The sequence below is a fragment of the Amantichitinum ursilacus genome, from assembly GCF_001294205.1.
Classification (GTDB): domain Bacteria; phylum Pseudomonadota; class Gammaproteobacteria; order Burkholderiales; family Chitinibacteraceae; genus Amantichitinum; species Amantichitinum ursilacus.
The window spans coordinates 1-24,370 of sequence record NZ_LAQT01000008.1 but is presented as its reverse complement, the minus strand read 5'-3'; the positions used below and the strand labels follow the sequence as shown (position 1 = coordinate 24,370).

The 24,370-nt window shown below is 60.3% G+C and carries 16 protein-coding genes; 6 read left to right on the top strand and 10 right to left on the bottom strand.

Annotated features, from left to right (window positions below):
• Nucleotides 1-22: 22 nt before the first annotated feature.
• Nucleotides 23-1,933 carry a DUF3857 domain-containing transglutaminase family protein gene (locus tag WG78_RS10165; RefSeq protein ID WP_053937712.1) on the bottom strand — a complete coding sequence of 637 codons (1,911 nt, stop codon included), beginning with the start codon at nt 1,931-1,933 and terminating at the stop codon, nt 23-25.
• A gap of 306 nt (nt 1,934-2,239) precedes the next feature.
• Between WG78_RS10165 and WG78_RS10160 the strand changes: the two genes are divergently transcribed.
• Complete coding sequence (locus tag WG78_RS10160; RefSeq protein WP_083458907.1) at nt 2,240-3,871, top strand: phospholipase D family protein; 1,632 nt, start codon at nt 2,240-2,242, stop codon at nt 3,869-3,871.
• A gap of 132 nt (nt 3,872-4,003) precedes the next feature.
• Here WG78_RS10160 and WG78_RS10155 read toward each other — a convergent pair whose 3' ends face one another.
• The 7 genes from WG78_RS10155 to WG78_RS10125 form a co-directional block, all read right to left on the bottom strand.
• On the bottom strand, nt 4,004-4,849 hold the full coding sequence (locus WG78_RS10155) for a hypothetical protein (protein ID WP_201782413.1): 846 nt from the start codon (nt 4,847-4,849) through the stop codon (nt 4,004-4,006).
• A 252-nt stretch (nt 4,850-5,101) separates the two neighbouring features.
• The gene (locus tag WG78_RS10150) at nt 5,102-6,496 is read right to left on the bottom strand and encodes a dihydrolipoyl dehydrogenase (protein ID WP_053937709.1); all 1,395 of its coding nucleotides are present in this window, start codon (nt 6,494-6,496) and stop codon (nt 5,102-5,104) included.
• A 162-nt stretch (nt 6,497-6,658) separates the two neighbouring features.
• The gene (locus WG78_RS10145) at nt 6,659-7,390 is read right to left on the bottom strand and encodes a glutathione peroxidase (protein ID WP_053937708.1); all 732 of its coding nucleotides are present in this window, start codon (nt 7,388-7,390) and stop codon (nt 6,659-6,661) included.
• Nucleotides 7,391-7,659: 269 nt separating this feature from the next.
• Nucleotides 7,660-8,487: an alpha/beta hydrolase gene (locus WG78_RS10140; protein ID WP_201782412.1), complete on the bottom strand. Its 828-nt coding sequence runs from the start codon at nt 8,485-8,487 to the stop codon at nt 7,660-7,662.
• A gap of 148 nt (nt 8,488-8,635) precedes the next feature.
• Entirely contained in the window at nt 8,636-11,746 is a 3,111-nt protein-coding gene (locus tag WG78_RS10135) for an efflux RND transporter permease subunit (protein WP_053937706.1), read from the bottom strand.
• Nucleotides 11,747-11,853: 107 nt separating this feature from the next.
• The gene (locus tag WG78_RS10130; RefSeq protein WP_053937705.1) at nt 11,854-12,987 is read right to left on the bottom strand and encodes an efflux RND transporter periplasmic adaptor subunit; all 1,134 of its coding nucleotides are present in this window, start codon (nt 12,985-12,987) and stop codon (nt 11,854-11,856) included.
• Nucleotides 12,988-13,089: 102 nt separating this feature from the next.
• Nucleotides 13,090-14,574 (bottom strand): efflux transporter outer membrane subunit, encoded by a 1,485-nt coding sequence (locus WG78_RS10125; protein WP_053937704.1) that lies wholly within the window; start codon nt 14,572-14,574, stop codon nt 13,090-13,092.
• A gap of 422 nt (nt 14,575-14,996) precedes the next feature.
• On the opposite strand from WG78_RS10125, the gene WG78_RS10120 reads away from it, so the two are divergent.
• The 4 genes from WG78_RS10120 to WG78_RS10105 all read left to right on the top strand — a co-directional run bounded on the left by WG78_RS10120 (nt 14,997) and on the right by WG78_RS10105 (nt 20,492).
• Nucleotides 14,997-17,015, top strand: a complete 2,019-nt coding sequence (locus WG78_RS10120; protein ID WP_053937703.1) for an NADPH-dependent 2,4-dienoyl-CoA reductase — start codon at nt 14,997-14,999, stop codon at nt 17,013-17,015.
• A gap of 137 nt (nt 17,016-17,152) precedes the next feature.
• The gene (locus WG78_RS10115; RefSeq protein ID WP_053937702.1) at nt 17,153-17,425 is read left to right on the top strand and encodes a hypothetical protein; all 273 of its coding nucleotides are present in this window, start codon (nt 17,153-17,155) and stop codon (nt 17,423-17,425) included.
• 74 nt (nt 17,426-17,499) lie between these two features.
• Nucleotides 17,500-19,143 carry an isovaleryl-CoA dehydrogenase gene (locus WG78_RS10110; protein WP_083458941.1) on the top strand — a complete coding sequence of 548 codons (1,644 nt, stop codon included), beginning with the start codon at nt 17,500-17,502 and terminating at the stop codon, nt 19,141-19,143.
• A 158-nt stretch (nt 19,144-19,301) separates the two neighbouring features.
• On the top strand, nt 19,302-20,492 hold the full coding sequence (locus tag WG78_RS10105; RefSeq protein WP_053937953.1) for an MFS transporter: 1,191 nt from the start codon (nt 19,302-19,304) through the stop codon (nt 20,490-20,492).
• Between the two features lie 9 nt (nt 20,493-20,501).
• Here the strand turns inward: WG78_RS10105 and WG78_RS10100 are convergent, their stop codons facing one another.
• The gene (locus tag WG78_RS10100) at nt 20,502-20,972 is read right to left on the bottom strand and encodes a hotdog fold domain-containing protein (protein ID WP_236692015.1); all 471 of its coding nucleotides are present in this window, start codon (nt 20,970-20,972) and stop codon (nt 20,502-20,504) included.
• Between the two features lie 131 nt (nt 20,973-21,103).
• On the opposite strand from WG78_RS10100, the gene WG78_RS10095 reads away from it, so the two are divergent.
• Nucleotides 21,104-21,856, top strand: a complete 753-nt coding sequence (locus WG78_RS10095; protein ID WP_053937700.1) for an NAD-dependent protein deacylase — start codon at nt 21,104-21,106, stop codon at nt 21,854-21,856.
• Between the two features lie 208 nt (nt 21,857-22,064).
• On the opposite strand, the gene WG78_RS10090 is transcribed toward WG78_RS10095, so the two are convergent.
• Nucleotides 22,065-23,897, bottom strand: a complete 1,833-nt coding sequence (locus WG78_RS10090) for an AAA family ATPase (RefSeq protein ID WP_053937699.1) — start codon at nt 23,895-23,897, stop codon at nt 22,065-22,067.
• Nucleotides 23,898-24,370: the final 473 nt, after the last annotated feature.

Sequence of the window (24,370 nt, the reverse complement as noted above, 5' to 3'; positions counted from 1 at the left end):
CAACCGCCGCAGTGTTGCACGCCTAGCGCGAGGCCACCGCCGACTTGCCGCTGCGCATCGCTTCGGCCGCCGCCGCATCGCCGCTAACGTAAACCAGGCGACCATGCGTGGCGCGTTCAACATCTTTCATCACCGGCTTCAGCGCGGCAAATTCGGCTGGCGAACACGACGCGCCCGGGGTATCGAGGGCAAAGTGGCGCACCAGTTTGACCGTGTTGCCCGTCTGGCTGTAGCGCGCGCTCATCGAGACCGCATCGCGCTGGATTTCAACATCGCGCGGCAGATAGACCACGTGCATGGTGTTGGGCAGTTCGATCTGCACTTCGTCATCCACGCCAAAGCCCGAGCAGGCAAAGTTGCGCGTGCGTTGCGGCAGTTGAAAGCGAGTGAGGATATTGCCCAGCGAAATCGGGCCTTCGCGCGCGCTGACAAAACCCAGCGTGCCGGCTTCGGGCTGATCGACGTAGTTGGCGATGTGTTGCGTCAAGCGATAGCCGCTCTCATCAGCATGCGTTTGCGGCAGCAGTTCCAGATTGGCGTCGCCTTCCATGCCGCTCTCGGCCAGATTGCGACTGGCCCACTCGTGCAGCTTGTCGCCGCCGATGCTGTCCAGAAACTGGCGGTTGGTCATACCCGCAATACCAAAGCCAATGATGTCGGTGGCGCGCGTGGCCGATCCGTCCGGGGCAATCTTGATGGTGGTGCGCCGCACCACGCGATCACGCAGCGGCGAACCCACCGGCGTATTGCGCACGCCGTTGAAATCTCGCGTAATCAGCACCGGCTTGGACAAGTCGGTTTCGGGCAGCACGCCAAACGGCGCCAGATCAGCCGTCGAATCAAGGAACAAGCCCAACGACGGCACATAGTTGATGTCGTGGTTAAACCAGCCCGCCACCGGCACCGACGGCAATTTATAGGTGCGCGTATCGGCAGTAATCAGCACCTGCGACGATTCGATGCCCTTGGCGCGCAGCAGCGCTTCCAGCAGCGTGGCGTGGTCTTTGCAGTCGCCATAATGGTTGGCCAGGATGGTGGCAGTGTCGTGCGGCACCATGCCGCCCGCGCCTACATACACGGCGATATAACGGATATTGCGACGCACCCAGTCGTACAGCGCGCTGGCTTGCTGGCGCTGACCGGTCACGCCACTGGTGATGTCGTCGGCCAGTTTCTGCACTTCGGGCGTGACTGCGGCTTTTTCGTTGGCGCGCGATTGATACGCGTCGGCCACGGCTTTCCAGTCAGCAAACGTAGTCAGATAAACGTGCGGCGTTTGTTGCCAGCCATCGGTCTCGCCGCCTTCGCGGGTGACGGTGGTTTTGTTGGCATAGCTAAAACTGATGCGCTTGCGGCCGGGTTCGGCGCTTTCCTGATGCGGCTGCATCGCCACCACATCGGTCTGCAGCGCCAGTTCGGCCGGGTAATCAATGCGTACGCTGACGTTGTCGTGTACCACGGCATCGTCAAAGCCCAGTTGCATGCTCATGCCATTGGGCAGATCGGTTTCTTTGCGGGTAAAGCGATAGCGGTAATGCACCGCGTCGCCGGGGCTGACGCGCGGAAAGGTAATCTGGATCAGCTGGTTTTCCGGCATCGAAACACCGCCGAGCATGCCGTCCTGGGTTTTGAAACCTTGTTCGGGCACGGCCACCACACTGCCGTCGGCATGTACGGTTTCGGCCGCCAGAATATCGAGCGCCTGGCGCCCGCGCTGGTAGCTGAGATATTGCTGGCCCAGCGACGACGCACCGCCCTGGTCGACGGCCTGGAATTTAAGGTCGACCGTATCGGTGTAAGTGTGATCGGCATTGATCACCACATCGTGTTTTTCCCATACCACGCGGACATGGCCTTGGCCTTCGGCAAAACTATGGCCCGACAAGGCGCTGAGCAAGGCGAGCGTGGCAACGCGAAAAGCAGATTTGTTCACTAAAGTGACTCCAGCGGCAGGGGGTGCTGAAATAAATAAACGAATGCATCTGTGCTGGATTATGCGAGCCGACTGTCATTGCTGACACCAGGAGTGCTACCGGTAAGAATCGGCTGGGGCCCTGTCATGTAACCAAAGCTTCATGCATCGGGCAAGACCCTTTATCGGAAGGGGTCTTACAGCGGGCGGCTAACGTCGCCGACAGAACTTTTTGCGCCCGCGCGCTAGCATCATGAAAGCCGCCAGAACGGCGTTCTGGCTTCAAACAAAACAACATTTTCACAGCAGAAATCCATAAGGATTCTCATGGCCGCTATCCGTTTGATGCCCCTTCCCGCAAAGTCTTCCGCTGTGATTCTGCTTGCCGGCGTGCTGTTGACTGCCTGCGCCACGCGCGCCGATATCACGCAATATCCGCGTCCGCCCAGCACCTATCTGCCCACGCCCGCCGCCAGCGCCCTGGCGCAAAGTGTGGCGTCGCAGGTCTCGGCCCATCCGGGTCAGTCGGGCTTTTACCTGTTGGTATCGGGCAAAGAGGCGTTTGAAGCGCGCATGGCGTTGATCCAGCAGGCGCAAAAATCGCTGGATTTGCAGTATTACGCGGCAATGGAAGACCGTACCGGCCATGCGATTATGGATGCGCTGGTGGCGGCCGCACGGCGCGGGGTGCGCGTGCGGCTGTTGCTGGACGATATGAATATCAAGAATCCCGACAACGTGGTGGCACTGGCCGCCACCGAACCCAATTTCGAGGCGCGCGTGTTCAACCCGGTGACGACCGGTGGACGCTCAGCGCTGGCGCGGGCTTCGGCAATGTTTAGCGATTTCGATCATCTGGAACGGCGCATGCACAACAAGTCGCTGATCGCCGATAACGCGTTTGCGATTCTGGGCGGGCGCAATCTGGCGGATCAGTATTTTGGTGTGAACAGCGACGTTAATTTTCGCGATCTTGATATTCTGATTGCCGGCGCGCTACCCGATCATGCTTCGCGCAGTTTTGACCATTACTGGAACAGCAAAGAGTCGTACCCCGTGGCGGCCGTCGCCAATCGCCCGCCCTCGCCCGAGGTGTTGAAAGCGTGGAAGGCCAATCCGCAAGCGGCTTACGCGGCCGAAGACCCCAAAGGCGGCAAGGAAGCGGAAAAAGGCGCGTTGCCGATCCCGGATGCGGCCAGTTCCAATGCATTGCTGGCGCGTGCCAGCCAGCAACTGATCTGGGCCAATGCATGGCTGGCTGTAGATAACCCCAACAAGGTGGACCCGGACGAGCCCGACACGCCCAGCAAGCCGGGCAAGGGCCTGGCGACCATGCTGGACCGCGCGCATAAAGAATTCATCATTATCTCGGCCTACTTTGTGCCGCAGGATGGCGGCACGGCCAAGCTCAATGAAATGTCGCAACACGGCGTTAAAGTGAAAGTGCTGACCAATTCGCTGGCCTCGACCGACGTAGCGGCAGTGCATGCAGGCTATCGCCATTATCGTAAGGCGCTGCTGGCTAGCGGCGTGGATATCTATGAGTTCAAACCCGTTGGCGGCGAGCCGTCGGGTGCGGGGTTCAGCAAAGGCTCCTCGCGCGCCAGCCTGCATACCAAGGCTTATGTGGTCGATCGCAAGTATTTGATGATCGGCTCGTTTAACCTGGATCCGCGCTCGGTGAACCTGAATACCGAACAGGCGGTGCTAATCAACAGCCCGCAGCTGGCGGGGCAAGTGGCCGCGCTTTATGACAAGGCGACCTTGCCGCAATACAGCTATCACGTCACTTTAAAGCCCGATGCCGATGGCAAAACCAGCGCAAAAAGCGCGCTGGTGTGGACGGCGACGGATGATAAAGGGCAGCCCAAGACTTGGGGCAGCGATCCGGATGCGGGCTTCAGCCGGCGCTTTATCAGTCGCTTTGTGAGTTGGCTGCCCGCGGATGGCGAGCTTTAAGCGCAGACGCAAGCAACTGCGGTGGCGCGACGCATAGGGTGGGTCAAGACCCACCCTCCAAAGTGGTATGCCAAGATCACTGCGCCGAGATATCGCTTTGAAGGGTGGGTCTCGACCCACCCTATGCAACGTTTACGCGTCGGGCGCGGATTGTTGGCGTTTGTACTCGTTGCGTTTCATGGTCATGTAGTCGTCTTTTTCGACTTCATGCAGTTGATCGGGGTAATGCTCGGTCGCGTCAAACCACCACGCGTCGCGCTTCTCGGGCGAGGTCGGATATTTGAGATAGGCCGCAATTGCCAGGTAATAGCGCATGGTATTGCGTTCGACCAGACCGCGCACGCCGCCGACCGGCTTGCCATCCACTTCGGTAAAGCCTTCCTTATCACTACCCACCGTGCTGAGATAAGTCTGCATCGCCAGGCGTGCGCTCACGCCAAAGCCGTAGGCATAAGAAAGATGGATAAACGTGTGGCTGGCGTCCACCGGCACCGATTCCAGCACGATGTGATAATCCTTGGTGCCCATTGGGCCCGCGCCCGCTTGCAGGCTGACCTTGGAATAATCGGCGCTGCTGGCATCGCTATGCCAGGCAAACTGCAGCTTGTAGGCATCCTTGAGCGGCTGTTCAATCTTGCGGCCCGAGTAGACCAGTAAATCCGTGGCCGAAGAACCCGCGCGGCAGTATTTGATATTCAGATGCAGGATCAGGATGTCGCACCAGTTTTCCGGCTTGTTAACCGCACTGGCAAACGTGGCGAACGGCTGATCGACCACCGCGTAGACATCGCCCTTGAGGTTGCTGGACGTCTGCACCGATTCCAGATACACCGGCTGGTTAAACGCGTTGTGCTGCAATTTATCGGTGAGCGTCTGGTATTTGGCTTTAAGCGCCGGGCCAGCGTCATCGGCGTGGGCGATGTTGGCCAACGCCAATACGGCGGTCAGCGCAAGCAAAATTCGGGAAAAAGGCTTCAAGATCGACTCCGGCGCCCCGGGTTGACTGGACCGCTGCGATGGCGGCTTGGCTGGCTATCTGGCGAAATCCATTGAGCGCGGCGGCTCAACAGGGATGCGCAGCGCGCGGGGGCGACGCACGTTGCGGCATGGCTACAGGATAGTGGCAAGCGCACGCTTTTGCCGTCACCCGGAAGGACGACGCGGTGCAAGGCATAGACGTAAAAAAGGGCAGGAATCGTCCTGCCCTTCTGTCTGGCTGCCTGGGATGGCTTAAGCGTTGAGCTTGGCAAATGCATCGCGCAAAGCGGTGCGCAGGCCTTCTTCGATCACCGGATGGTAGAACGGCATATCGAGCATCTCGCCGATGGTCAGCCCTTGCTGCAACGACCAGGCCAGCGTGTGGGCAATGTTTTCAGCGCGCGGGCCGATCCATTCTGCGCCAAGGAACATACCGGTATCGGCATCCGCGTACACATGCATCAGGCCTTTGTTTTTAAGCATGACGCGGCTGCGGCCCTGGTCTTCAAAGCTCACTTCGCCCGTCACAAAGCTGCCTTCACGCAAATCGATAAAGCGTTTGCCGACCATGGCAATTTGCGGATCGGAGAACACCACGCCGATGGTGGCGCGGCGCAAACCCGGCACCACATGTGGATACAACGCGGCGTTGGTCCCGGCAGTTTTGCCTTCATCCGCAGCTTCGTGCAGCAGCGGCAAAACGTTGTTGGCGTCGCCCGCAATAAAGATCGGCGAAGTGCCGCATTGCAGGGTTTCCGCATCAAAAACAGGCACGCCGCGCGCATTCAGTTCGATGCCGGTGTTTTCCAGACCCAGCTTGCCCACGTTGGGAGTACGGCCCGCGGCGCTGAGCACGTAATCGAAATGCTCGGTGACCTCTTCACCCTGCAGATTGACGTAGGTGATGCAGGCTTTATCGCCTTCACGGCCCATCTTGATGATTTTGGCATCGGGGTCGAAGTGGAATTCTTCTGCAAATACTTTCTTGGCATAGCTACGGATGGCCGGATCAGATAAGGGGCCAACGCCGCCACGTACGCCAAACAAGCGCACTTTAACGCCCAGGCGCGATAAGGCCTGGCCCAGTTCCAGACCGATAACGCCGGGGCCGAAGACGGCCACGCTGCCCGGCAGATCATCCCAGGCAAACACGTCATCGTTAACGATCAAACGATCGCCAAACACATGGAAGGCTTCCGGTACGGCCGGGCTGGACCCGGTGGCGATTACCACGCGCGAGGCCTTGATGGTGATGTCTTCGTTAACCAGCAAGGTGGTGTTGTCGACAAAGCGCGCGTAGCCAACGACTTTATCTTCAGCCGGAATATTCTCAACGCCACGCACCACAAACCCGACAAAGCGATCGCGTTCGCGTTTGACGCGGTCCATCACTTCGCGGCCGTCAATGCGGATCTGGCCATCCACGTGCACGCCAAAGGCGGCGGTATGGCGCAGTTCGTGCGCGGCTTCGGCGGCAGCGATCAACAACTTGGACGGCATGCAGCCAACGCGGGCACACGTGGTGCCGTAGGGGCCACCTTCGATGACCACGGCGCTTTTGCCATTCATTCTGGCGGCGCGATACGCGGCCAGACCTGCAGTGCCCGCGCCGATCACGGCAACATCAATTTCAATCGTTTTTGTCATGGCGGTATTCCTGAGTCCTGTTTCGAACAATCACTGAACCTGATCATGCGCCGCGCACATGATCAGGTTCGGTGACTGGATGAGTTGTTGCATCAGCATAACGGCGGCGGGCTATGCACCCGCCGCCTTGCATCATTCAGTCGATGCCTTGTTGCTTATTACTTAAGCGGCAACAAACTTCGCCACTTCTTCGGAGCCGCCAATCAGCTTGCCGTTAACAAACACTTGCGGTGCGGTGACCTTGCCAGCCAATGCGCCCAGTACCTTGCCGCGCACCTTGTTATCCAGCGGCACTTCAACAAAGTCGTAACCGGCAGCGGACAGTTGTTCTTTGGCCTTGGCGCAGAAGCCGCAACCTACCTTGGTAAACACAACCACTTGATCCGGCTTCTTGGCGCCCGGCGCCACGTAGTCGAGCATGGTGTCGGCGTCGGACACTTCAAACGGGTCGCCGTCTTTTTCCGGTTCGATAAACATCTTGTCGACCACGCCGTCTTTCACCAGCATCGAATAGCGCCAGCTGCGCTTGCCGAAGCCCAGGCCAGCCTTGTCCACCAGCATGCCCATGCCTTCAGTAAATTCGCCATTGCCGTCGGGGATCATGGTGATGTTGGCGGATTCTTGATCCTTGGCCCATTCGTTCATCACAAAGGTATCGTTGACCGAAACGCACAGGATGGCGTCGATGCCGTGTTGCTTGAACGCCGGAGCCAGTTCGTTGTAACGCGGCAAGTGGGTGCTCGAACACGTCGGGGTGAAAGCGCCCGGCAGCGAGAACAACACCACGTTTTTGCCCTTGAACAGTTCGTCGGTGGTGACGTCTTTCCAGTCGTTGCCTTCGCGAATGCGGAAAGTGACGTTAGGAACGCGTTGACCTTCACGGGATTGCAGCATGGGTGTAGCTCCTTGAGGGGGTTAAGCAAAAATTCAGTGAGGCGATTATGCGGGCGGCATCCAGATTGATCCAATTTATTGTTTTTTACATATCGATAGTAAAAACAAATAGTGGATGGGCGCGCGCGCGCGCGTCGGTTCAAGCTTAGTAAATAGGGACGCAATGTGGTTCGGCCTAGTAGCCGGCGGCGTGAAAACGGGGACGATGGAAGGCGCAAAAGTGCCTTGCCATGCAATTTATGCGGCAATTTATTGAAATAGGTTGTGGCTTACAGCGGTACCGAAGACGGTAACGGCTGCCGCCATAACCAGGCATCCACCGCGCCCAACACGGCGCTGCGGGCGGGTTCGGCTTCGTTGAAGAGCTCGTGGTACAGCTCATCAAAATACTGGAAGGTGATCAGATCGGGCGGCGCTCGAAACGCGAATTCCAGACTGCCGCTGGGGTCGACCAGATCGTCATCGCCCGCCGCCAGCAACAAGGTCGGCACGCTGAGCTTGCGCGCATCGCGGATCGCCGCCCTGCCCGCACTGACAATAAATGCGGCCAGGCGCGGCGTGATGCGGCCGTGGCGCAGCGGATCAGCCACGAAGCGGTCGTGCACGGCTGGGTCATGCGACAACTTCAGCGACGGCGTGCGCGGTGGCAGGGCTTTGTGCGGCACTGCCAGCGCCAGCACGCGCGCCAGATTCTGCAGATAGCGCGGCGCGCGCGGCCGCAGCGCCGGTGACGACAGAATCAGCCCGCTGGGCGTGACGCGGCCGGCGGTAACCGCGCGTGCGCACACCGCGCCACCCATGCTGTGGCCCAACAACAGCGGCGTAAACCCGAGTTCGGCCCGATATTGCGCAAACACGCGTGCCAGATCGTCCAGCAATACCGCGCTGCGGCGCAGGCTGCCGCGCGCGCCGGGGCTCTGACCGTGGCCCCAATGGTCATAGGCGCGCACAGCGTAACCGCGTGCATTAAACCATTGCGCCAGCGCGTCATATCGGCCGCTATGTTCGCCCAGGCCGTGCACCAGCAAAACGGCATGGCGTGGCGCGGCCACGGGCCAGTCGCGCAGATATAAAGAAGGAGAAGTCGGGGCAGTCACACGGGCATTGTAGAGAGGTCGCCACTGCGCCGCCGTTTTAATTGCCCCCACCCACGCCACGTCCAGCGCTGCGCAATAAAAAACCCCAGCCGAAGCCGGGGTTTGGGGTAACCGTCACCGCCAGTGTCACAAGAAAATCAACACCGCCTTAATGCGCGCCGTGGCTGTCGGGCAGCTCGTCCAGCGCGCGCATTTCGGCGTCTTCTGCCGCGTGCGCGCTGGCGTTATGGTCGGCGGCCAGCATCATGTACACCGCAGGCACCACATACAGCGTAAACAGCGTGCCGATCGAGATACCGGTGGCAATCACCAGACCCATGTTAAAGCGGCCCAGCGCACCCGCACCCGAGGACAGAATCAGCGGCATCACGCCCAGCACCATGGCGGCGGTGGTCATCAGAATCGGGCGCAGACGAATGCCGGCGGCGTCTTCGATGGACTTGCGTTTGCTATGGCCCAGCTTTTGCTGCTGGTTGGCAAATTCCACAATCAGAATACCGTGCTTGGCGATCAGGCCAATCAGCGTTACCAGGCCGACTTCCGAATAGATATTCAGACTGGCCCCGCCCAGGCCCAACGACACAAAGATCATGGCGCCACAAATCGACATCGGCACCGATACCATCACAATCAGCGGATCGCGGAAGCTTTCAAACTGCGCCGCCAGCGCCAGGAAAATGATGATCAGCGCAAACACAAAGGTCACGATCAGCGCCGAGCTTTCCTGCACAAACTGGCGTGACTGGCCCGCGTAATCCACCGTATAGCCCTGCGGCAGCGTGTCTTTGGCGATCTCTTGCAGCGTGGTGATGGTCTCGCCCAGCGTCACCCCGATCATCGGCACACCCGAAATCGTGGCGGAGTTCATTTGCTGGAAGTGGTTCAACTGTTGCGGGATAACCGTGGTTTTGACCTTGGCCACGGTGGACAGCGGAATCACCGTGCCGGCACCGGTCGTAATCTGATAATCCAGCAACTGGTCCGGGTTCAAACGATCTTCGCGCCCCACTTGCGGGATCACCTTGTACGAGCGCCCCGCCAGGCTGAAGTAGTTGACGTAACCGCCACCCAACGCCGAACCCAGCGCATTACCCAGATCCTTCATCGACAGACCCAGCTGCGAGGCCTTGTCCCGATCAAACGTGATTTCGGTTTGCGGCTTGTCGTACTTCAAGTCGATGTCGGAATAGATAAAGATGCCGCGTTGCAGCGCCTTGGCGCGCAGTTCCTGCACCACTTCGTTAAGTTGCTGGAAGTTGTTGGTGGTGTTGATGACAAACTGCACCGGCAGACCACCACCGCCACCTGGCAACGGCGGCGGCTGGAACGACACCGCTTGCGCACCGGCAATGCCCGCCATCTTGGCCTGCACTTGCGGCTGCAGCGTATTGGAGGTCACGGTGCGCTCGTCCCACGGCTTCAGCACCATGCCGCCGATACTGCTGTTCAGGCCCGATACCCCGGTTAACTGAAACACGTGATCGGTTTCCGGGAACGACTTGAACACGTCGAACACCTGTTTGGCATCGGACTGGCTTTGCTTCAGCGAAGCATTAGGCGCGCCCGTGCTCATGCTCAGCACGATGCCCTGATCTTCTTGCGGGGCCAGTTCGCTCTTCGAAGTAATAAACAGGAAGTAAATGCTCACCAGCACGATCAGCGCAAACACGCCCACCACCGGCAGATAGTTGAGCGAGCCCGTCAGTGAGCGCTCATAGCGCACGCGCAACTTGTCGAACTGCTTATCCAGCCACTTGGCCAGTTTTTCCGGATGCGCAGGATCAGGTGCGCGCAGAAACTTGGCGGTCATCATCGGCGACAGCGTCAGCGCGATAATCGCCGACACGCCCACCGCACCGGCCAGCGTAAATGCAAACTCGGTAAACAGCGCACCGGTCAGGCCGCCCATAAAGCCGATCGGCACATACACCGCAATCAACACCACCGAGATGGCGATAATCGGGCCAGCCAGTTCACGCGCGCCACGGATGGCGGCCTGGAACGGCGACAGCCCTTCTTCGATATGGCGGTGCACGTTTTCCACCACGATGATGGCGTCATCCACCACCAGACCAATCGCCAGTACCAGCGCCAGCAAGGTCAGCAAGTTGATGGTGTAACCCAGCGCCAGCATGATCGCGAACGCGCCGATCAGCGACAGCGGCATGGCAATCACCGGAATGATCACCGAGCGCAACGAACCGAGGAACAAGAAGATCACCACGGTCACGATCAGCAGCGCTTCGCCCAGTGTCCAGATTACTTCGTGAATGGCGCTGTTGACGTACTTGGTGGCGTCATACACCACCGTGCCTTGCAGGCCCGACGGCAATTGCGCCTGGACTTCGGGCATGGTCTTGCGCACGTTATCGATGACGGTCAGCAAGTTGGCGTTCGGCGCCACCTTGATACCGACGTACACCGCCTGCACGCCATCAAAGCCCACTTGCGTGTTGTAGTCCTCGGAACCCAGGGACACGTTGGCCACATCGGACAGACGCACAATCGCGCCGTCTTTCTGCTTGACGATCAGTTTGTCGAACTCATCGGCCGAATGCAGGCCGGTATCCGCGGTCAGGTTAACCGTCACCATATTGCCGTCGGTGCGACCTACCGCCGAGATGAAGTTGTTGTTAGCCAGCGCCGCCGACACATCCGCCGCCGTGACGCCATAGGCCGCCAGCTTCTTCGGATCGATCCAGATGCGCATAGCAAAGCGGCGTTCGCCCAGGATTTCGGCCTGCTGCACGCCATCCACCGCTTGCAGCTTGGGCTGCACCACGCGGATCAGATAATCGGTGATCTTGTTAGGCGGCAAGGCCTTGCTATAGAAGCCGATATACATCGAATCGATGGTGTCACCCACCGAGATCGAAATCACCGGCTGCTGCGATTCGGGCGGCAACTGGTTCAGCACCGCATTCACCTTGGAGGTGATTTCGGTCAGCGCCTTGTTGCCGTCGTAGTTAAGCCGCAGCGTGGCGCTGATGCTGGAGCTGCCTTGCGTGCTGGTGGAGGTCATGTAATCAATGCCCTCCGCCTGCGCGATGGAATTCTCCAGCGGCGTGGTGATAAAGCCCGCCACCAGCTCGGGGTCAGCGCCCGTGTAGGTGGTGTTGATATTGATCACGGCGTTTTCGGTCTTCGGATATTGCCGGATCGGCAACATCTGCAAAGAACGCAAACCCAGCACCAGTATCAGCAGGGACAGCGTCGTCGCCAGCACAGGGCGGCGAATAAAAATATCGGTAAAGCGCATCTGGCTAACCTCGTAGTGCGCGCGGGGCCAGGCCCCACGCCAGTGTTTCTGCCTGTCTTGTGTGTAGTGCGGCCAGAATTGAACCGGCCGCCCGGGCTGAGCCCGGCTTAGTCTTCGTTGCCGACCACAGGGTTGGCACTATCGGACGGCGCCACCTTGTTGTTGACCACAATCGTGCTGCCGTTCTTGAGCTTGTGCTGGCCATTGGTGACCACGTAATCGCCTTCTTTCAGGCCCGCGGTAATCGCCACCTGATCGCCGCGGGTCTGGCCTGCGGTCACGAAGGTTTGCTTGACCACTTGCGTGACATTGCCCTTGTCGTCTTTCGGACCATTGCTGATCAGAAACACCACTTCGCCATACGGATTGAAGGCGACAGCCGTTTGGGGCAGCGTCAGATACTTGATCGGCGCGGTGGTGGACACTTGCGCAGTGGCAAACATACCGGCCAGCAAATCGCCTTTCGGATTGGCCACAGCGGCTTCCACCTGGATGTTGCGCGTGGCGCTATCCACTTTGGCATCCACCGCGGTGATCTTGCCCTGGTAGTGCGCGTTGGGATTGGCGTCGCTCTTGATCTGCACGGTCTGGCCGATCTTCAGCTGGCTCAGCGCCTGTTGCGGTACCAGAAAGTCCACCAGGATCGGGTCCACGGTTTGCAGCGACGCCAGCTTGTCGCCCGGGTTGATGTACTGGCCCGGGTTAACCGTGGTGATGCCCACCTTGCCCGAGAACGGCGCGCGGATGGTCTTTTTGGCGATCACGGCTTGTTGCTGTGCCACCAGGGCGTTTTTGCTGTTCAGGTCGGCAATGTCGGCATCGACCACGGCTTGCGAAATCGCTTGCGCTTCCAGCTGCGCCTTGTCGCGTTTGAGCGTGGTGTTGGACAGCTCGGCGGCCGCTTGCAGCGAACGCAGTTGCGCCACTTCGGTATCGTCATTCAGCCGCACCAGCACTTCGCCGGCTTTCACCGTGGTGCCCGACTTCAGCAGCACTTCGCGCACCTGGCCTGCCACTTCGCTGGACAGATCCACGCCGCGTACCGCGCGCAACGTGCCCACCGCCGACAAGGTCGGTTGCCAGTCGGCAAAGCCCACATGCGTGGCGGTCACGGTTTCGGCTGGCGCGTGCTGGTTTGCCAGGTATTTCTTGATCATCTGGCCCTTGAAAATCTGGAAGCCAAAGATGCCCCCAAAGATCACACCAACAACGATCAGCATGATGATCATGCGCTTGGCCATACAAACTCTCCCCGTGGTGTTGGTCTGCAGACCAACTTCTGGATGATTACAGTGATTCGGATTCGGTAATGCGGTGCAGCCACAAGCCTCTGGATGCGCGCGTTAGCTGGCGGGCGCTGCGGCCACGGCCGACGCTGTGGCCGCGCTGACGCTGTCTGCCGTCAAACCGCCGCCCACCGCCTGAAACAACGTGGCGCTATCGGACAAGCGCGCCGCGCTGGCTTGCCACAGGTTGAGCTGCGTTTGCTGGTACTGCACCTGCGCGATCAGCAAGGCGGTAAACGACGTCCCGCCCAGCTTGTAGCGCGCTTCGGTAAAGTTGAGCGAACGTTGCGCCGCCTTGGCCGCATCCACCCGCGCGTTCAGTTCATTAGCGTCTTGCTGCACGGCTTGCAGGCTATCGGCCACGTTCTGGAACGCGGTCAGCACGGTCTGCTGATATTGCGCCCAGCTTTGTTCCAGCCCCGCTTCGGCCGCGCGCTTTTGCGCTTGCAGCGAACCGCCGTTAAAGATCGGCTGCAACAGCTTGGCGCCCAGACTCCAGACGTTGAGATCATCAAAGCTCATGCCGCTGCTGCCGTACGAGGTATAACCACCGGTGGCCGACAAAGTAATTTGCGGATACAGATTGGCGGTGGCCACACCCACGCGTGCGCTGGACGCATGCAACAGCGCCTCCGCGGCGCGGATATCCGGGCGCTGGCGCACCAGTTGTGACGGCAGGCTCACCGGCAGCGTCGCGGGCAGTTTCAGATCATCGAGCGTAATGGCCGGGGTTTCGCGATCCGGCGTGCGGCCCAGCAATACAGCCAGTTGGTTGCGCGCTTGCGCCAGACTCTTGTTCAGGCCCGGCAGCGTGGCGCGTACGCCTGCCACTTGCGCCAACTGGGTGGACACATCGGCTTGCGACGCCGCGCCCAGCTCAAACTGCTTTTGCAGAATGTCGAGCTGATGCTGCTGCAGGTCGACCAGGTCTTGCGTTACCTCGACCTGTTTGCGCAGCGACGCCTCGTTGATGGCTGCCAGCACGATATTGGCGGCCAGCGTCAGCCGTGCGCCTTGCAGTTCGTATTGCTGGTAATCCACTTGCGCGGCCAGGTTTTCCAGCGCGCGCTTGTTGCCGCCAAACGCATCAAACGTGTACGAGACGGTCAGGCCCACGTTGTAGGTGTTGTACAACTCCGCGCCAAAGCCGTCGCCCGGGCTGATTTTCTGGCGCGAGGCGCCCAGCGAGCCATCCACGCGCGGATACACGGTCGAGCCATATTGGGCGTTGTAGTTTTCTTGCGACTGGCGCAACGCTGCGCGCATTGATGCCACATTGGGACTGTTGCGCAGGCCTTCGTCAACCAGGCTGTTGAGCGAAGCCGAGCCGAACAGGGTCCACCAGTCTGGCTGCACGGTGGCGCCCTGGGCGATGGTTTGCGCCGCGCCCAGCTGGGTATCTGCCTGGGCAGTTTGTGCGGCCGGGGCCGAGGCGGTGTAATTCTGCGCGACGGGCGCGTCAGGTGTTTTGAAATCCGGGCCTACCGCGCAACCGGCGATAAGGACGGATAGAGGAAGCAATACGAACGGTGCAACGCGCATTATTCTTGATCCCGATCATTGCGATGAAGTCTTTGCCGCGCGCCGCAAGGCTGAACATTGACGCGCTGTGAGGGCTGGCAAGCGCCCACTTTGCGTCCTGGCGTTTGAAAGCCGCGCGCGCAAATGAAAGCTTGTCTGGGCGGCATATTAATAGAACGTCCGTCCAGCCGTCTAGACTGTTAAATCCAACAACTATTAGAAGTTGAACTATCCACGCAGTCAAGTGCCTGTTTTGCTGGGGAAAGCTTGCGGACAGCAGTTTGATGAGCAGACAAACGGAACGAGCGTTCTGTGTCATATGCGCCAACAAAAACCACATCAAACAGCGGCGCTCTGGAAATCCCCTACTGGTGGCGCGCAGGATTTTTGTATGATGTGGGGCACTTTCAAACACTTGTTTAAAACCCGTGGAGGAGCACTACATGTCCGCCTACCCTCACCTGCTGGCACCGCTGGATCTGGGCTTTGTAACGCTGCGCAATCGCGTGCTGATGGGTTCCATGCACACGGGGCTGGAAGAACAAGAAGACAGTCTGGGCGCGCTGGCGGCGTTTTATGCCGAACGCGCGGCGGGTGGCGTCGGGCTGATCGTCACGGGCGGGATTGCGCCTAATCCGGAGGGCCGCATTTATGCGGGCGCGGCCATGCTGAATGATGCCGCCGCGGTCGCGCGCCATCGTGCCGTAACCGACGCCGTGCACCAACACGACAGCCGCATCTGCCTGCAGATTTTGCATGCCGGCCGCTATGCCGGTCATGCCGATGCGGTAGGCGCCAGCGCCATCGTCGCGCCGATTTCGCCGTATACCCCACGGCCGCTGACTGAAGCCGAGATTCTGCAAACCATCGAAGACTTCGCCCGCACCGCCGAGCTGGCGCGCGAAGCCGGCTATGACGGCGTCGAAATCATGGGCTCGGAAGGCTATCTGATTAACCAGTTTTTAAGCCTGCACGCCAACCAGCGCGACGACGCCTGGGGCGGCGCCTTTGCCAACCGCATGCGGCTGGCGGTGGAGATTGTAAAAGCCGTGCGCACACGCGTTGGCCCGGCCTTTATTGTGATTTTCCGGCTGTCGATGCTCGATCTGGTGCAGGACGGCAGCACACTGGAAGAAGCCATCCAGCTGGCGCAAGCGCTGGAAGCCGCAGGCGTAACGCTGATCAACACCGGCATCGGCTGGCACGAGGCGCGCATCCCGACCATTGCCGCTGCCGTGCCCCGCGCCGCGTTTGCGTGGGTAACTGAACAAATCCGCCCGCACGTTAAAGTGCCGCTGATTGCGGTTAACCGCATCAACACCCCTGAAATTGCCGAGGACATTCTGGCGCGCGGCATTGCCGACATGGTGTCGCTGGCGCGTCCGATGCTGGCCGATGCCGATTTCGTCAACAAAGCCGCAGCGGGCAAAGCCGACGAAATCAATACCTGTATTGCCTGTAATCAGGCGTGTCTGGATCAGGTGTTCCAGGGCCAGCCGGCCAGTTGCCTGGTTAACCCGCGCGCCTGCCGTGAGCTGGAATGGGTGATTACCCCGGTGAGCGCGCAACGCCGCGTGGCGGTGGTGGGGGCAGGTCCGGCCGGGATGGCGACTGCGGTAACAGCAGCGCAGCGCGGCCACGCCGTCACGTTGTTTGAAGCCAGCGACGCGCTGGGCGGCCAGTTCCGCATCGCCAGCCGGATTCCGGGCAAAGAAGAATTCAACGAAACGCTGCGTTATTTTGAGCGGCAGATTGCGCTGCATAAGGTCACCGTGCGGTTGAACCACTGCGCCAGCGCCGCAGAACTGGCCGCATTTGACGACGTCATCATCGCCACCGGCGTGCGCCCGCGCGAGCCGGACATTGCAGGCATCGACCATCCCAAGGTGTTGCGCTATCCGCAAGTACTACGTGGCGAGGTGGCGGTCGGCCAGCGTGTGGCCTTGATTGGCGCGGGGGGCATTGGCGTCGATACCGCGGTGTATTTGTCCGAGCCCCCAGCCACGCCCGGCGAAGACGACATCGCAGCCTATCGCGCCGAATGGGGTATCGATGCCAGCATCAGTACGCCCGGCGGCCTGGCCCCGGCGCGGCCGCATGTGCCGCAGCGCGAAATCTGGTTGTTGCAACGCCGCGCCGGCAAACCGGGCGCTGGCCCGGGCAAAACCACCGGCTGGATTCATCGGCTGACGCTACAGCATCGCAAGGTCAATCTGCTGGGTGGCGTGGAATACGTGCGCATCGACGACGCGGGTCTGCATATCCGCGTTAAAGGCGAAGACCAATGTCTGGCGGTCGACCACGTGGTGCTATGCGCAGGCCAGGAATCGGTTAACGGTCTGGTGGTCGAACTGGCCGCCCTGGGCAAAACCGCGCATGTGGTCGGTGGCGCCGAAGAGGCGCGTGAAATCGACGCCCGTCGGGCCATTGCCGGTGGCATGAAGATCGCCATGGCACTGTAAAAACGAGGGCGGGCGCGCGCGACAAGGGCGTACGCCCGCCCCATCGGAAGATTCCTGATCGCACTGTGCCTATGCCACAGCACAGCGCGCCCGCAGCCGGGTAGACTGCGCGCCACCTCAACCCGGAAATCCCCATCATGTTTGCGCTGCGCGCCTCCGTACTTGCCCTGCTTGCTGCCGTTGCCGTACTTGCCGCCTGTAGCAAGGTTACGCAAGAAAACTACGAACATATCGATACCGGCATGGCGCGCGCCGATGTGGTCAAACTGCTGGGCGAGCCCGACAAAGCCGATAGCGGCTCGGCACTGGGCATCAGCGGCGAAACCGCCATCTGGGAACACGCAGGCACCGTCATCACGCTGCGCCTGGTCAACGGCATGGTCATCGCCAAAGATCTACAAACGCGCTGATCCCCCCTGCGGCGCGCTGCCAGTGCGCACGCTTTGGCCTAAGCTGAGATCTCATGTTTTATGGGGCCAGCCTGATGCAGACGCCATCCAACCAGCCGCCCGCGCTGGAACACTACAATCTGTGGGATAACGACACGCCGCTGCGCGAAGCCGCTTTGCGCGTGGTGGGCGCTGATATGGGCCAGCGCCTTGCGGGCGTGGGCCAGTCCATCGGCCAACCCACTTTCTTTGCGCTAGGCCGCAGCGCCAATCGCAACCCGCCTGAATTGCGCCGCTACGGTCCCGATGGCGAGCGCATCGACGAACTCGAATTCCACCCGTCCTGGCACGCGCTGATGATGCAGGCCGCCGATATGCGCTTGCATAACGGTCCGTGGGTGGATGACGAAGACTCGGCGGTTTCGCGCGCCGTGCGCTTTATGCTGGTGGCGCAGGTCGAAGCGGGCGTGCTGTGTCCGATGACCATGACTTATGGCGCGTATCCGGTGCTGACCCAATCGCTGGTCACTGAGGGTGGCGTGTTTGATGGCTGGCGCACGCCGTTGGCCAGCGGCAATTATGACCCGCGTGATTTGCCCGGCTCGGCCAAAGGCGGTTTGCTGATCGGCATGGGGATGACCGAACGCCAGGGCGGCTCGGACGTGCGCAGCAACACCACCACCGCCACGCCCGACCAGCTGGCCGGGCCAGGGCATATGTATCGACTGAACGGGCACAAGTGGTTTTATTCGGTGCCGCAAAGCGACGCGCATCTGGTGCTGGCGCAAACGCCAGGCGGGCTATCGTGTTTTCTGGTGCCGCGCCGTTTGCCCGATGGCAATCGCAACGATATCTATATCGAGCGGCTGAAAGACAAGTTGGGCAATCGCTCCAACGCCAGCGCCGAAGTCGAATTTGATGACGCTTGCGGCTGGTTGATCGGCGAAGAAGGCCGCGGCGGCGCCACCATCCTGCAAGTGGGCGGCCATACCCGCTTTGATTGCGCGCTGGGCAGTCTGGGCATGATGCGGCGCGCAATCTCGATTGCAATGCACCACGCGCAAGCGCGCTACACCTTTGGCAAGCCGCTGGTGGAACACGATCTGATGAAACGGGTGCTGGCCGATCTGGCATTGGAAATGGAAGGCCTGGTGGCCCTGGCGCTGGATCTGGCCCAGGCGCGCGAACCGCAAGCCAGCGACGCCGAGCAACGCTGGGCGCGCCTGCTCACCCCCGCCTTCAAATATGTGGTGTGCCAACGCGGCATCGGCTTTGTCGCCGAATGCATGCAGGTGGTGGGCGGCAACGGCTATATCGAAGAAAACGACCTACCGCGGCTGTATCGCGAAATGCCGGTCAACGCGATCTGGGAAGGCTCCAGCAATATCATGGCGCTGGATGTACGCCGCGCACTGGAGCGCGACCCCGAATTGATTTCGCTATTGCAAGAACGGCTGGCCCCGACCTGCGCCGCCAACCCGGTGCTGGCGCGCGCCTGGCAAGCACTGGCCGCGCAACTGCAAAACCCGGCCGAAGCCGATATGCGCGTACTGACCGAACGCTTGATCGACATCGCCGCCGCCGCCACGCTGACGGCACACGGCCCGCAGCTGGTGGCCACCGCCTGGAGCGCGGCGCGGCTGGAGCAAGCGGGCGGTTTATACGGATCACGCTCGCTGGCGGGCGCGCAGGCCTTGTTGCTGCAACGCGTGTGGCCCGAAGACGATCACGATCATTAGCCCCCGCCGTGGCCACGCTGGACGTCCGACTGACCGGTGTGACAATCGCAGCATAAAAACAAGCCACGCAAACGTTTGCTTTTCCTTAAAATACACGGCTGCAACCAACAAGCCCGACCGCTCGCCCCGCGATGCCGGCCCAGCGGCTGGACTGTGTGATGCCTACCCTGACCTTGAGTACCCGCCTGCGGCAACGCCCCGACATGACTGCCATCGCCTTTCTGGTGGTGGCGTTTTTGACGGGGGCGGCCGCGTCTTTGCAAGTGCCCACCCTTAGCCTGTATCTGACCGGCCATGTGGGCGCGCGGCCGATCATGGTCGGCCTGTTTTATACCGTCAGCGCCATGGTCGGCATCGGCGTTAGCCAATGGCTGGCGCACCATTCCGACAAAGCCGCCAATGACCGCCGCAAACTGATTGTGGTGTGCTGTGTGCTGGGGTCTCTGGGCTGTCTGATCTTTGCGTTCAGCCATTCGTACTGGCTGCTGATTACGCTGGCCGTGCTGTTTGGCAGCTTTGGCGGCACCGCCAACCCACAAGTATTTGCCTATGCGCGCGAGCATGGCGACCACATCAAGCGCGAAGCGGTGATGTTCAATTCGATCATGCGCGCGCAAGTGTCGCTGGCCTGGGTCATCGGCCCGCCGCTGTCGTTTGCGCTGGCCATCGGTTTCGGCTTTCCCACCATGTATTGCATTGCCGGGCTGGCGTTTGTGGCCTGCGCGTTGCTGGTGTGGCGCGCCCTGCCCACGGTGCCACCGCGCCCGCATCACGAAACCGCGCATCTGCCCCGAATCCAGTGGTGGAGAGACCCGCAAGTACGCTTGCTGTTTATCGGATCGGTGCTGATGTGGACCTGCAACAGCATGTATCTGATCAATATGCCGCTGTACGTGACGCAAGTGCTGCATCTGCCCGAAACCACGGTCGGCTTGTTGATGGGCACGGCGGCCGGGCTGGAAATCCCGGCCATGCTGGTGGCCGCTTATTACTGCCGCACATTGGGCAAGCGCGTGATGATGCGCTTTGCCACCTTTGCCGGCGTGCTGTTTTATCTGGGCACCTGCTTTGCCACCAACGAATACGCGATGGTGGCGCTGCAGTTGCTCAACGCCATCTTTATCGGCGTCATTGCCGGGATCGGCATGTTGTACTTTCAGGATCTGATGCCGGGCCAGATCGGCACCGCCACCACGCTGTTTGCCACCACCACCCGCACCGGTTCGATTGTAGCGGGCGCCATTGCCGGTACGGTGGCCGAGCTGTGGGGCTATCACGCGGTGTTTTATGTGGCGCTGTGCAGTGTTAGCGGTGCGCTGTATTGCGTGTACCGGCTTAAAGAGGTCTGACGTCGCCGCTTATTTTTTTGGCGACACCCACATGCTGATCTGCGCGCGAAAAACCACGGTGTTTTGTGTGTCGATCACATCTACCGGCACCACTACAGCTTGCGCGCCGCGGCTGTAATCCACCTCCGGCCACAGCGCCACCGCGCGTAGATCAGTACTGGCTTTGGCCAGATATTCAACAGTCATGCCTTTGGGTATCCAGCGGTGCGTGGTGGGGATGGTGACTTCAGTCATCGTGCCCGCGGCCAGTTCGGCCATATTGCACATCGCAATCGCATGCACGGTGCCGATGTGGTTTTGCACGCTGCGCCGTTTGGCGATGCGCACTTCGCAGCGGCCCGCGGCCAGCACCTCAAAACGCGGTTTGATCGAGCCAAAATACGGCGCTTTGGCGCACAGCATTTTCGAAAAAATCCATTTGCCTACGGGCAGCGTGCTGGTTTTGCGCCACAGCGCCAACACGGGAGAAATCTGGGGCACGGTGTTGCATCCTTGGTTTATCGCTGAATGGCTTGTAGCATCGCATGGGCTGCAGCGTTTGCCCAATCAGGCCCGCCCCGCAGACCAGCGTTTAAAACGCTCTCTTTTGTTTGCCGTTGCACGAGCCCGCCATGACGACCACCACACACGAACACCTGTCCGCCCTCGCCCACACCATCCAGCAAGCGCAACACATTGCCGTGCTCAGCGGCGCGGGGATGAGCACGGAATCGGGCATCCCGGATTTCCGCTCGGCCAACGGGCTGTTTACGCGCGACCGCAGCTTTGCCGATGTGGTGAATATCGATTATTTCTATGCCGACCCGGCAGGCTTCTGGGCGGCGTTTAAAGAGATTTTCAAGCTCAAGCTGGCGGGCAATTACGAGCCCAACGGCGGCCACCGCTTTCTGGCCGAACTGGAGCAAGGCGGCAAACGCGTCAGTGTGCTGACGCAGAACATCGATGGTTTGCACCATAAAGCCGGTAGCTCGGAAGTACTGGAATTGCATGGCACGCTGGTTAAAGCCACCTGCCTGCAATGCGGCACGCCGCATGATCTGGACTATCTGCAGCAACACGACGTGCCGCAATGCCGTCAGTGCGATGAGATTCTGAAGCCCGATGTGGTGTTGTACGGCGAGGCGGTGCCACTGGTGGAACCCGCTTTTGAGCTGGCGGTGCAAGCCGATCTGATGCTGGTGCTGGGTTCGTCGCTGGAAGTGGGCCCGGTTAATCTGATCCCGCGTGAAGCACGACGCGCTGGCGTCACCTGCGCCTTGATCAATCTTGAACCCACGCATCTGGATTATGTGTTTGAGCTGCTGGTGCACGACCGCATTGGGGCAACGTGCGACAAGCTGCGCGCGCTCGGGGCGCTGGATTAGCGGTAAAAGCCGCTTCATGGGTGAGTGACGACCCGCCCGGCAACGCCAATGACGAGACCCGCCCATATTGCGTTTTGCTACTGGGCTTTGAGTGGTGGGTCATGACCCACCCTATACGCGGCCGCTTCCTGGCCCTTGCAAAGCAAAATGGCACGCCATGTGGCGTGCCATTTTTGTTGCTAACGCAGCGTGAGCGTCACTCTGGTCATCAGGCGGCTTGCAGTTCTACGCCGGCATCGACTTCTTCAACTGCGCGGATTACCACATCGCCTGCGATGGTTTCATGTTCCAGCAATTCCCGCGTCACCGCTTTCAGCGCCGCCGAGTAATGCAGCAGCAGCGCTTCCGTTTCGCCGTGCAGGCGTTCCAGCAGATCGTTGGCTTCATCCAGCGCGCGGTCGCTGTTAAACGGCAAGCGCATCTCGCCCACGGCTTCGTAATTCAGCAAGCGGCCGGTATCGCCCAGGCCCAGCGTGGCCACCATGGTCAGCGCCAGTTTGCTGGCTTCTTTCAAATCGGACGATGCACCGCTGGACGCTTCGTGTGCCAGCAGCAACTCGGCACAACGCCCACCCAGCAACATCTTGATGCGGTTTTCCAGCTCGCTGCGGCGATGCAGATGCTTGTCTTGCTCCGGCGTCACCAGCGTAATCCCCAGCGCCGGGCCACGCGGCAGGATGGTTACTTTTTCCAGGCGGCCGGTGTTCAACACCTTGGCCAGGATGGCATGACCCGCTTCGTGCACGGCAATGCGTTCGCGCTCGTCCGGCGTCATCGCGTCGCCGCCACCGGTGTCTTCACCGATACGGCACACTTCCAGCGCTTCCATCATGTGTTCTTGTTCAACCGAATGCTTGTTGGCGCGAGCCGCCACCAGGGCGCTGTGGTTGACGATATAGGCAATCGCAGCGGGCGTCAGGCCGGTGGTCAGGCGTGCCATCTGGGCGAAATCGAGTTCCGGCGCGGCTTTGATTTTCTTCGAATACAAATCAAACAGCGCCTCACGGTCTTTCAGATCTGGCAGACGCACTTGAATCTTGCGGTCAAAGCGGCCTTCGCGACGCAGCGCTTCGTCCACATGATCGGCAAAGTTGGTCGCGCCAATCACAATCACGCCGCTGTTGTTCGCAAAGCCATCCATTTCGGCCAGGATTGCGTTGATGATGCGGTTGGCTTCGGCTTCCACCGCGCCGCCATGGGCGGTTGAGGTGCGTTTGCCGATACCGTCGATTTCATCGATGAACAACACGCACGGTGCATTCTTGCGCGCTTTGCGAAACAGCGATTTAACACGCTGCACGCCCACGCCGTAGAACATGGCGGTGAAATCGCTGCCGGTGGTGGCGATAAAATTAACGCCGCACTCGCCTGCCACCGCTTGCGCCAGCCGGGTTTTACCGGTGCCGGGCGCGCCGGACAACAAGATGCCCTTGGGCGGACGCGCACCGATTTCAGCAAACGAATCCGGATCTTTGAGGTAGCTGATCACATCGTTGAAGGCGGCTTTGGCTTCGCCCGCGCCAATCACATCGGCAAACGTCACGTCGGTCTTTTTGCCCAGCAGCCTGAAGCCGCCCTGGAACTGGCGGTAAATCGCCACGCCCATAAAGGCAAAAATGCCCAGCGCCGCCAGATCGCTCCACTGGAAGTTCCAGAACGTGGATTTTTCCAGCGACATCAGCGGAAAAGTCGCGTCCTTGCCATAAGCATTGAGCACCACCGGGGTAAAGCGACCGGCCTTGTCGGCCACATAGTAATGGTCGCCGGCCTGGGTGCTGACCAGGATGCCGGCAGCGGTGACGCCGGCGGCGGCAATCTGGTGCGATTCCATATCATTAAGCAGTGTGGACACATCGCGCTCATTGGCGGTCCATAGCGCCGGTTCGTCGCGCATCTGCGCAAACGCCACCGACTGGCCCGTGGTGCTGACCGACGTGCCTTTCCACGGCGCGGCCACCAACGCAAAGATCACGGCGGCGCCAATTACGACTGCGGCCAGGATCAACTTCCATTGTTCTTTCAGACTTTCCAGACTTTCCATGTTTACCCTCGTGGATCAGGCATACCAGATGCCGTTTCGCCTACACCATGCCTCAGATTTTTCTGACGTCGAAGTGGTTCCCGGCCAAATGTACGTTTTACCGATGGGCGGAACCATAAACGCTTTAACTTCAAGGGCATGTAACTTTGGTGATCAACTGCTTGAGCAAAAAATGGCAGCTCCGTAACAGCGCTGGAAAGCCATTTTGCGAGTGAGGTTATCGGTTGTGGGAAAGCGCTGACAGTGTCTTGCTTACGTCACACCCAGATAAGTGCTGATACGCAATGTATGCCTTTGGCGTGCGGGTGAAAACCCGGTGGTCTACTAGTGGGGTACTGCGTTTTCCGGCTGTTGGAGGTGGATGTGGTGGAGTTTTTTATCGGGGGATGGTTGTGATCCGGCGGGTGGGGCTGCGGGTGGGGGAAGAGTGTATGGGGGTGGCGAGGGCAGGTTTGGGGGTTTGGGGGTTTGGG